The 10,476-nt window shown below is 45.2% G+C and carries 12 protein-coding genes and 1 pseudogene; 5 read left to right on the top strand and 8 right to left on the bottom strand.

Annotated elements, in window-relative coordinates:
- Window positions 1-66: 66 nt before the first annotated feature.
- From JMX83_RS00840 to ispZ, 3 genes are all read right to left on the bottom strand, one after another.
- The gene (locus tag JMX83_RS00840; RefSeq protein WP_227675652.1) at window positions 67-477 is read right to left on the bottom strand and encodes a hypothetical protein; all 411 of its coding nucleotides are present in this window, start codon (window positions 475-477) and stop codon (window positions 67-69) included.
- Window positions 478-494: 17 nt separating this feature from the next.
- Window positions 495-812 (bottom strand): YciI family protein, encoded by a 318-nt coding sequence (locus JMX83_RS00845; RefSeq protein WP_201598150.1) that lies wholly within the window; start codon window positions 810-812, stop codon window positions 495-497.
- Between the two features lie 134 nt (window positions 813-946).
- Window positions 947-1,498 carry a septation protein IspZ gene (ispZ, locus tag JMX83_RS00850; RefSeq protein ID WP_201598153.1) on the bottom strand — a complete coding sequence of 184 codons (552 nt, stop codon included), beginning with the start codon at window positions 1,496-1,498 and terminating at the stop codon, window positions 947-949.
- A gap of 315 nt (window positions 1,499-1,813) precedes the next feature.
- On the opposite strand from ispZ, the gene JMX83_RS00855 reads away from it, so the two are divergent.
- Together JMX83_RS00855 and JMX83_RS00860 are read left to right on the top strand one after the other, a co-directional pair.
- Window positions 1,814-2,695 (top strand): PHP domain-containing protein, encoded by an 882-nt coding sequence (locus JMX83_RS00855; RefSeq protein ID WP_201598156.1) that lies wholly within the window; start codon window positions 1,814-1,816, stop codon window positions 2,693-2,695.
- A gap of 255 nt (window positions 2,696-2,950) precedes the next feature.
- A complete protein-coding gene (locus tag JMX83_RS00860) occupies window positions 2,951-4,384 on the top strand; it encodes a GGDEF domain-containing protein (protein WP_227675653.1) in 1,434 nt (477 codons plus the stop codon).
- A gap of 41 nt (window positions 4,385-4,425) precedes the next feature.
- Here the strand turns inward: JMX83_RS00860 and truD are convergent, their stop codons facing one another.
- Window positions 4,426-5,709 (bottom strand): tRNA pseudouridine(13) synthase TruD, encoded by a 1,284-nt coding sequence (gene truD / locus JMX83_RS00865; RefSeq protein ID WP_201598159.1) that lies wholly within the window; start codon window positions 5,707-5,709, stop codon window positions 4,426-4,428.
- A 243-nt stretch (window positions 5,710-5,952) separates the two neighbouring features.
- Between truD and JMX83_RS00870 the strand changes: the two genes are divergently transcribed.
- Both JMX83_RS00870 and JMX83_RS00875 read left to right on the top strand, forming a co-directional pair.
- A complete protein-coding gene (locus JMX83_RS00870) occupies window positions 5,953-7,602 on the top strand; it encodes an FAD-dependent oxidoreductase (RefSeq protein WP_201598162.1) in 1,650 nt (549 codons plus the stop codon).
- Window positions 7,603-7,687: 85 nt separating this feature from the next.
- Window positions 7,688-8,284: a GNAT family N-acetyltransferase gene (locus tag JMX83_RS00875; RefSeq protein ID WP_201598165.1), complete on the top strand. Its 597-nt coding sequence runs from the start codon at window positions 7,688-7,690 to the stop codon at window positions 8,282-8,284.
- Window positions 8,285-8,287: 3 nt separating this feature from the next.
- Here JMX83_RS00875 and JMX83_RS00880 read toward each other — a convergent pair whose 3' ends face one another.
- The 3 genes from JMX83_RS00880 to JMX83_RS00890 all read right to left on the bottom strand — a co-directional run bounded on the left by JMX83_RS00880 (window position 8,288) and on the right by JMX83_RS00890 (window position 9,847).
- Window positions 8,288-8,509 carry a hypothetical protein gene (locus JMX83_RS00880; RefSeq protein ID WP_201598167.1) on the bottom strand — a complete coding sequence of 74 codons (222 nt, stop codon included), beginning with the start codon at window positions 8,507-8,509 and terminating at the stop codon, window positions 8,288-8,290.
- A 96-nt stretch (window positions 8,510-8,605) separates the two neighbouring features.
- Window positions 8,606-9,058 (bottom strand): threonine/serine exporter family protein, encoded by a 453-nt coding sequence (locus JMX83_RS00885; protein WP_201598174.1) that lies wholly within the window; start codon window positions 9,056-9,058, stop codon window positions 8,606-8,608.
- Window positions 9,059-9,847: a threonine/serine exporter family protein gene (locus JMX83_RS00890; RefSeq protein ID WP_198331872.1), complete on the bottom strand. Its 789-nt coding sequence runs from the start codon at window positions 9,845-9,847 to the stop codon at window positions 9,059-9,061.
- A gap of 124 nt (window positions 9,848-9,971) precedes the next feature.
- On the opposite strand from JMX83_RS00890, the gene JMX83_RS00895 reads away from it, so the two are divergent.
- Window positions 9,972-10,253: a DUF503 domain-containing protein gene (locus tag JMX83_RS00895; protein ID WP_201598175.1), complete on the top strand. Its 282-nt coding sequence runs from the start codon at window positions 9,972-9,974 to the stop codon at window positions 10,251-10,253.
- 105 nt (window positions 10,254-10,358) lie between these two features.
- Here JMX83_RS00895 and JMX83_RS00900 read toward each other — a convergent pair.
- A pseudogene (locus tag JMX83_RS00900) lies at window positions 10,359-10,476 on the bottom strand (IS982 family transposase); the annotation flags it as partial.

Below are 10,476 nucleotides of genomic sequence, written 5' to 3' on the forward strand. Positions count from 1 at the left end.
TAAAAATACAATGAGACGTCGCAGAATAGAGCAGGTCAAAGACTAAACTTATAAAGAGCGCATCGCTTACCAACGATCACGGCGGACAAAAACCAGCCATGAGATAAAAATACCTACCAACAAACTGATCAAAACGGTAAATGCACCATACAAAAACAGCTGACCTTTGCTCTCATAGACTAAAACGTTTGCTTGGGTCTGCAAGTCGTTCACTTGACGTTGCAATTGTGCGTTACGGCTGAGCAGTTCTTGATTGGCCGCTGACAGCGCTTTAGTAGACGGTTGCAACTGTGCGGCCAGAGTATCATTGATATCTAGTGCTGAACTTGTTGACGCATCGCCTACGGCAGGTTGACTTGTAGGGGCTGCTGTAGGATTCGCTGCATCTGCGTTGGGTGCCGTTGGTGCGGCATGCACTGATACTGCTGCCATCAGTAGCAGGCTAGCCAAGCTGTTTTTATAGAATCGAGTATTCAAATAAAGGACTTTCTGACTCACGATGCAGCTACTGTATCAGTTGGTGCTGGTAATGCTTGAATAAATGGCTTGATATCCACATGACTATAGACGCCATCACGTAAATAAGGCTCATCGTTTGCCCACGCTTGTGCCGCCTCGATAGAGTCAAACTCAGCAATAATTAAGCTGCCTGACATATCGCTCTTGCCATGTTCGATAGGCGTTGGGCCTGCAATCACCAGACGATCTTCACGACTGAGCGCCTGTAATCGCTCAATATGTTCAGCGCAAGTAATCAGACGCTGTGCGCTGCTATTAGCCACATCATGACCAATAATGACAAATAATGACATGGAACTTCCTTAGTTGATAATAAAACGTGATGATTGATTTGAAATACATCGTATAACGCTAATGGGTGATTGCTTTGAGCTTTAAAAGCAGTTTTATCAATTATAAGACAGTAGCTGCAATCAGCACATAACCGTTATTTGGTGGTTTTGTCCGTCAGCGCAGGATTGAGATGCTTTTTGAGTACAGCAAACTGAGCCACGACGAATACCAGCATAATCGGAATCCAGCCATAAGTCTTGAAGTTAATCCACGCTTCATCTGACATGGTGAATGCTGTGATATAATGAAGTACAGCCATGAGGGCGAAGAAAAATGCCCAAGCAACGGTCAGTTTTTTCCAACCACTAAGTGTCAAAGTAAATACTTCTTTCATTGCTAGCTGCATTAATGGCTTATTGATAGCGGCACTGACAAACAAGGTCAACGCAAAAATACCATTGATAATGGGCGATTTCCAACGCAGATAGATGTCATCTCGCAACAGCAATGTGCCACCGCAAAATAAAATGGTTAATAGTAAGACGACCCATTGTTGCTTATCAAACTTGCCTTTTTGGCGAATAAAGTGAATGGCATAAACGACAATGGTAGCGACGAGCAAAGCCCCTGCCGCTGCCAAAATACCGTTATAACGCGCCGCGATAAAAAAGGCAATCAAAGGGATAAAGTCTAATAATGCTTTCATAGCAAAGGTTGTGTCCAACAAAAACGTATGGGGTAGTTTACACGTCTACTGCATCAAAAAAAAGCAATCAACACGATAATCCTGCGATATACGTCACCTACAGAGTAATACGGTCTTATTGTGGCTAGTGACAATACCACTGACCAAATATAACCATCAAATACAGTAGCAATAGTCGCTAAATCCAGAGAATTGGCTCAGACATTATCATTAACAATAGCAACCAATATGAATAGTGACTATCTACTACCTACTACTAAATTCTACTACTAAATTGTTTATACGCTTATTTTTTAAAACATTAAGGTTTATCTTATGAAATACGACTTACATTGTCACAGTACCTGTTCGGATGGTACTTACGCACCAACTGAAGTAGTAAAGCGCGCGCACGCAGCGGGCATCAATGTACTGGCACTAACTGACCACGACACGCTGGCGGGCATTGATGAGGCAAGAGCAGTTGCCAATGCTCATGATATACAGCTGATCAATGGGGTGGAAATCAGCTGTGAGCATACGTTGAGCGGTGGCTATGGCAAAAATAAATCTGCCAATAAGATCATCCATGTGCTTGGGCTAGATTTTGCTGATCGCGAAAAGATGCATGCCACTCTGCAGCAACTACAAGACAGTCGGGCCACACGTGGTCAGCGCATCACCGAAAAGCTCAGTGAGCTGCTGGATATAGATTTCGATGAGTTGTGGCAAGCTATTCTCGACAAGGCAGGTGGCAACCCACAAGCAGTCGGACGCGCACATATTGGGCAAGTGTTATTTGAGCGGGGCGAGGTCAAAACCGTTCAGAAAGCCTTTGATAAATATTTGGCAGACAATAAGCCTGCTTATGTGGCAATCGAGGCGCTGACGATGCAGCATGGTATCGAGTTGATTCATGCTTGTGGTGGCAAGGCGGTGCTTGCGCATCCCACACGTTATCAGCTATCCGCCACACGAGTGCGCAAGCTGATTGAGGAGTTTGCTCAGCTTGGCGGCGACGCCTGTGAGCTACCAGCCACGAGTGAACCAATCAGCACGCGCAGAATGGTTGATCGTAGTATTGCCGAGCACAATCTTGTCACCTCAATTGGCAGCGATTTTCATGGCAGTAATATGCCGTGGCGTCGCTTGGGTGATGTGCCCGTCTTGAATGCTGACCAACAAGGGGTTTGGGAGTCTTTTACAACTCTTGCTTAGTGAGTAGGATTTAAATTTTTATAGTTACTTCTAATAGGGTTACTTCCAATAGTGATAGGGCCTTATTGATCATGATGAGTAAGGCTAGGAATGGATATGTAAACGTAACTACATTCATAGAGAAATTATCGGGAAATAAATGCGTAAAACTGATTGATAATTAAGGTATAAATTGCCACACTGAATAGACCTTAGTCGTGGCTCACGGCTCACTATTCTTAACTCTATAAATTTGACTATCCGCGGTAGTGCATTATGGCTGTATATAAGTTCTATCTAGGCCACAGAGAGCTTTCTAAGGCGGTTTTTGAGTGGGAGGCTGCTGATAGGACGGCCCTACTAGCAGCATTTATGTTAATGGAGGTTTTTTCACATTGGCTATGGTGCTTATTTGTATGGTATCGCCGCGATACTTATGGTGCTTACGTTGATATCAACCTGCTCTATCTAGTATGGATTAGCGTGTCTATAGTTGGTGTTTTCTTGCTATGGATGTCCAGTCGTTTTTCACCAGTTAGAAGTGCTAATAGCAATCTGCACATATGGCAAGCTTTGCTCATCACTATTTATAGTGTCTACATTACTTTTATTGTCGCCATACTAGGGCATAGTAGTCTAGTAACGGGTGTGTCATTAGTAGGTGGTGCTATGCTAGGAATGATGCTCATTAACCGGAATTATGTTTGGCGAGCATTTATAGGGCAAATTATTGTGACCTTAGCAGTATCGCTACTTCCTTATTTTGGTATTACGATACCCAATCTACGCCAACTTACGGCCATTACTCTTCCTTCTAATATTCATAGTTATATGACTTATAGTGATATGACTATCGTTAAAAATGAGGCGTTGACTTGGGAAGGGCTTAATCACCTTCGTCAATCTTCCAACCTTTTGTGGCGATCTACCCATATTTATATGTCACTACCAAAAGCGATTTTTATCATTTATATGTTTCGTATTTTGTTAGTGTCATTAGACGATAGTAGGCAAGAAACCTTGCAGTATGCCAACCAAGATGAGCTTACTCAGCTAAAGAACCGTCGCTACGGCCTAAAGAAAATGAAGTATGCGTTGTCAACGGTACAAGACGATCAAGATTTTAGCGTGATGCTATTTGATTTGGATTGGTTTAAACGCATCAACGATAATTATGGCCATGATGTGGGGGATCAAGTGTTGATCGAAATATCGCAGACGCTATTGCAGTCGTTATCAGATGAAACCATCATTAGCCGTTACGGTGGTGAGGAGTTTTTGGTTGTGCTACCAAATACGTCGCACGATAGTGCAATGGTGATTGCTGAGCAATTACGGCTTAGTATTGCTCAGCATGTCATCAATGTCGGTGATGTGTTTGATTTTAGCGTGACAGCAAGTTTTGGGCTGTATACCTTGACCCATCAAGAAAGGGCTCGCATTGTCAAAAACTATAAATCTATTTTGGCAAAAAAAGCCCAGTCTCAATCAAGTGCATCATCTCTTATCAAGCCGATTGCCACGCAGAGAGCTGAGAGCCAAATGGCCTTTATGCAAAAACTACCTAGCGATATCTGTCAACGTTTGATTAGCACAGCAGATAAGGCTCTTTATGAAGCCAAGCACCGTGGACGCAATCAAGTCGTGAGTGCCAATCATATGTTTGCCGAAAAAAACGGTGGTATCCATTCACTCTACAAAAAACGCTAGCCGCCACTCTGCAAGTAGCCGCTACGCTATCAATAATTCAATCATGAATCCATCTGCTGAACCAAACTTGCCAGCACACTGGTGGCAAAGCTACCCGTGGTCAACGTAAAGCTCAATACCAATGTCTGCTCATCCGACCACTCCCAGCGTAATTGCTCGATAGGCAGTCTTAATGGGCGTCTTTGTGCTTTGATATCACGCTGCTCCAATCCCGTTGCTAGCTGCATGAGTAATGGGCTGTGTTGTACGACTTCGTTTTCTAACGCGGCAGCACTACCACTGACTTTATCATTACCTGTACCCCACAATACGGCAGTTGGATGAATATCGCCGCTACTCATACGAGCGCGTAACGTATCATCTATCTCCTCACTGGTAAATATCGACCCCGAACCATCTAGGTTAAATACTTCCCCTGCTAGGCCAGCGTCCCAGCTGCCATTACGAACTCGCGCTGCCAATATCTCATTGAATATCAAGCTACGGGCTGCCGACAGCTCCATCGTATTTTGTTCGCGCGGTGCACGTTTGCGTTTGCTCTTTTTGGGCTGCGGCTTTGGCTCGCGCGCTGGACGGGCAAACAGTGACAATGCTTCTCTGACATTATTACCCTGACGACCAAAACGCTGTGGGCCAAAGTAATTGGGCACACCTGTTTTATCAATGCGTGCTAAATGCTGCTCGACGCGTTGCTTAGCCTGCTCAGTAGATAACGATTGCTCAGTTGATTCAGTGCTTTCATCATCAGCACTCGCAAACTGAATATCACGCAAGGTAATGATAAATTGATTGGCACGGTGGGTACCGCGATTGAGTTTTTTATTATGCCAGTGCTGCGCCAGAATAACGACGGACTCATTTTCGCCAATATCTATCGGCGCAAACTCCGTAGGCGGCAACTGCTTTTTTGGTATACGCAGACTAAACCACTGGGTCGTCACCGCATGACGATCCTTCAGTCCTGAGTAACCGACATCACGCAGTGGTATGTCTGCCCACTCTGACAAAAGCTTTGCCAGATAAGCGGTATTCATGCCTAATTTTTTAATATGCAGCCATAGATGCTCACCTTCGTCGGTGAACTCTAGCGGCAGTATTTCATTGACCACAAAATCTTTGGCATCTGCTTTATAAGTGGCTTGCTGTATCGGTGGACGGCTCGGCTGCGGTAAGTTTGCAGTATCAGTGACAGCGGCAATATCAATATGACTGAGATCAAAACTGTCGGCAGCCTGATTATTTGTATCGCTATCTGAGTCGCTATCTAATACGGACTGAGTAGCAGAGGTGTTTTCAATATCGCTAGAGGTATCTTGAGAAGTCATAAAATAGTCTTTTATTGTGTTTATTGATAATAAATGGAGATAGCAAAGCCGCTGATAGAAAGTCGCGCAATTACGTTTTGCAACGCAGCAAGCATACAAAAAAACATCGTGTGCCAAGTGGTCTTGCTACTATCAATCTATAGAACGCTAAAAATAATAAGGTAAGTTGAATTTGTCTGGTTTGTTGTGGGCATTTTCAACTCGCTGTCATCAGGAAATCATTATAACTGTTAAGGAAGCATTATGACCAAGGCGATGATCAACACAGTCACTATAAGCAAAGCGGATATCCCAAGCGGCGGTATGAAATCGTATAAACAAGAAGACGATAGTATCATTTTAATCACTCGTGATGACGATGAGTTCCGTGCGTTCGATGGCAAATGCCCGCATGCTGGTGCAGATTTGGGCGATGGATTACGCTGCGGCAATCGAGTGGTCTGCCCTTGGCATCATGCGAGTTTTGATAGCCGCGATGGGTCGCTACTAGAGCCGATAGCGACAGAAGGTTTGACCCAGTACGAGCTTACCAATGACGGCGATAGCGTGACGGTCGATACCTCAGCTAAGATAAACAAGCCGATAGAAAACGACAAACTGACTGATACGCATACCATTATCGTGGGCGGCGGCGGTGCAGGATTTATGACCGTCAACCAATTGCGTCATGGTGGTTATGGCGGCAAAATCACGATGATTAGTAAAGATGACAAAGCTCCTTATAACCGCCCATTATTATCCAAAGCATTTTTGGCAGGGAACATGGATGAAGACAAGCTGCTACTAGGCGGCGCAGATTGGGCGAGTAGCAACGATATTGATCTACGTCTTAATCAAACGGTCAGCGAAGTGCTACCTAATGAGGCGACCATTGTCATAGAAAATGAAAACGGTACTAGCGAGCGAGAGACTGCGGATTTCTTAGTCGTGGCTACTGGTGCGTCACCGACCGCTCCGCCCATCAAAGGAGCAGATATAGACGGCGTCTACACCCTGCGCAGTATGGCAGATGCCAAATTGATCAAAGCAGCCAGTCATGACCAGCGCGTGGTGATTATTGGTACAGGTTTTATCGGTATGGAGACCGCTTCGGCATTGGCGCAGGCAGGTACGACCGCTTCTATTACCGTGATTGGGCAAGGTAGCCGTGTGATGGGCAATATCGTCTCTGAAACGGTGAGTAATGCCTTAATTAAGCTGCATGAAGAGAAGGGCATCAACTTTGTGTTTGACGCAACTGTCAATGAAATCACTAAGATTGACCGTCAAGCGGATAAGGATGGAGATAACAATAATCAGGCTTTCTCAAATGTAGGCGGTGTGACGTTGGCGAATGGCGAGCATATTGATGCTGACATCGTGGTCTTGGGTACGGGTGTGTCACCGCGTACAGAGATATTGAATGAAGTGAACGACCCAGATGGTGTGCAAGTGGACGCTCATCTACAGCTGCGCGATGGAGTTTATGCACTCGGCGATATCGCCAAAGCCAGCAATCAAATGGGGCGTATGCGTATTGAGCATTGGCGCGTAGCATTGCAGCACGGCATGGTTACAGCCGCTGCGATATTAAACGATGACAATGTCGATTCGCTAGAGTCGCGCATTCCGTTCTTTTGGACCATGCAATATGGCAAAAGCTTACGCTATAGCGGTCATGCCCAGACACCAGAGCACAATGTCCTATTTGGTACGCCAGATACGCTGGATTATATCGAATATTATTTCGATGACGAAGGCGAGGACACGCGTGCTAGTGCGGCAAGTACGCTAGGACGTGACAAAGAACTGGTCGCTTTCTCTGAACTACTGCGCCGTGGTCATGCACCGACACGCGCACAGCTTAACGCAGGGTTTGATATGATTGACCAAGCGCACGCATTATCGCGCTAGTACTATAGACGGATAAGTATTAGTATTTAAGCTGGCTTAGTGATCTAAGCCAGTTTTTTTATAAATAAAAAAGGGAAACTATAATATGAACGAAAGCAATTTAAGCAAAGATTCCGTATTTTTACGTCAAGCAGTCGCGGACGATATTGGCTCACTTGAGCAATTATTGAACTGCTGCTATCGAGAGACAGCAGGCTGGACCAATGAGGCAGACTTGGTCGGCGGTATTCGTATCACACCAGAGGAGCTGGCGAGTACGATTAATAATCCCACACACTATCTATTTGTGTACCCAAAAATGACAACAGGTGAGCGTGATGCAGAAGAAACAGGTGAGATACTTGGCTGTATCGCTGTCGATATCAAAACCGATGCAGATTCTAATAAAAAAGCCTATATCGGGATGTTTGCGGTGCATCCTGAATTGCAAGGGCAGGGCGTTGACAATGTCATACTACAAGCGGCTGAGACCTTTGCGAATCGCCACTTACAGTCACAAAATCAGCCGAGCCGCCTGACCATGTCTATCTTGAGTCATCGTCCTGAGCTTTTGGCTTACTATCAGCGCCGTGGCTATCAATTAAATGGTAACAAAATACCGTTTCCCAACGATGGTAATAATGGCGAGCCCAAGCGTACAGATTTAGAGTTATTAGAACTAGAGAAGAGGGTTAGCGAGTAAAGCCTATCTCGATTGACCCCAAAAATGTCCAAAGGTCATAAATAGACCAATACTCAACAAGATAAATGCCACAATGATTAAGCGCTTAAACCAATTAAAGGCGGGCAAGCGCGTGGCAGTGTCGTCAGACATCAGATAAGCAAACAAAAACAACAAGCTTGCTGCCAACGTCATGATCCCAAGACCAATCGGTAATATAAACAAATACACCTGCCACACAGTCATCTCTCAACAGTCGTTATTACCTGCATCATAGCAGCAAGGGGATTGTGCTGTCAGTATGAACCAACCAAAATAGCGCGCAGAACAACAACCTATGATCTATACAATCGCGCGGCGGCGATAAAACAATAGCCCCGGAATAGACAAACCCAGCACCAAAGCTGAGGTCACAAACAGCGCTTCAAACAAGTACACCATCATTTGGCTAAATAATTCATCCGAATAGCCAAAATAGCCAATCTGCACCATACTCACCATCGCTTTATAAGCCGCGATACCCGGCATCATACAGATGACGCTGGGCGAAATTAAAGCTTTGGGTGGTAGGGTGTATTTCTTAGAAAAATACACGCCCAAAAAACTGGCGAGCATTGCGCCAAAAAAACTCGCTATCACAAGATGGACATGCTGATACACAAGCGCCGTCTTTAGCCCAAATCCCAAAGCCGTCATCAGCAGACACGGCAAAATATAGCGTTTGGGTACACTAAACATCAGTGTCCAACCAAGGGTAATGATACAAGACAGCACAACGGTCTCAATAAACCACATCTAAAACCCCCAGTGCTGTATGCGCAGTAACACCAGCGCCATTACGATGCCCACACAGGCGGACAAGGTAAGCATATAAGTAAAGACGGCACGCCCAACGCCAATATTGACATAGCCTTTTAAGATATCGGACAACGAGTTAATCAGTGGAAAGCTGGGAATCAGTAGCAACACGCTGGAGGCCACGGCAATGTCGGCATTATTGCCAATATCAAAATAATAGGTCGTCGCGCCAATGAGAGAGGCAATAAAAGCCGTCACAATGACGGTGATAAAAGGGTTAAAGTGGTGCTTGGACAAATAGATACGAGTAAACATCGCTACCATACCCGCGATGAAAGTCACCGCCGTAATCGACCAGCTGCCACCATTCAAATAAGCAAACGCCGCACAAGAGGCACCGACAAAGATGCTCACTAGCCATGTTGGATAGACCGTTTTATCCAATTCATCAAACGCAAGCGTCGTGCGGTCAATCAACTCATTGCGATCAACAGTTGCTTCGGTTTTATTGACGATTTGCTGAATTTGTACCAATAAATTGACGTTGATGCTCTGATTGATCGTATCTCTGGTGGTGGTGATACAGCGTTCATCGCAGATGGTGGTCAGGGTAATGGCGTTAAAGTTCAGCGAGCATTCGACGCTGTTCATTCCCAAGGCAAGCCCCAAGCGTTTGGATAAGTCCACCACCACGGCAGACTCGGCGCCATACTGCATAAGGAGTAAGCCGCAGCGCACGCAGAGTCGAGTGATACGCTGCTGCTTGACGTAGCTGATAGAGGTCATGGGTGAGATACGCAGGTTGGTTGGCGATTGATACGCTATTATAAAGGGTATAGATGCTGACGCGCAGCCATTATTGAATATTATATTGGATGCTATTATAAAAATTTTTGGCAAGGAGCCTAAAATGCACATCGCTATTTTGACACTGACGTTTTCATTGCCCGGCTGTGGCTCATTAAAAGAAAAGCGCCAACGTATGGGCGGCTTGCACGCGCGCTTTGGCAATACGCCAAGCGTCGCAGTCTGTGAGAGCGGCGGCCGCACGCGCCATGATGCGAGCGAATGGACGCTTGTCATCATAGGACTGTCTAAACGTGAGGTCGAATCGCAGTGTAGTCAGATTGAAGAGAAAATAGAACGTACAGTAGATGCGCGGGTGATGAATGTGGAGCGGGAGTTTGTTTAGATTGGCTTGACAATACCCAATTGAAATGCTGGTGCCAATAATAGATAAGTTGTTGAGTCGGAAATTTGATAAATAGTTTGATTATACCTGTATATAACCCCACTCTCAACTTGAAATAAGCAAATCAAACTGAAGAGGCGGGTTACCAAGTTTTTTATTGAGTACAAAGCACAGATTGTGTGACAGGATTTTACGAATCAATCGATGAGACAAATGCCATAAA

This window comes from Psychrobacter piscatorii (genome assembly GCF_904846415.1).
GTDB lineage: Bacteria > Pseudomonadota > Gammaproteobacteria > Pseudomonadales > Moraxellaceae > Psychrobacter > Psychrobacter piscatorii.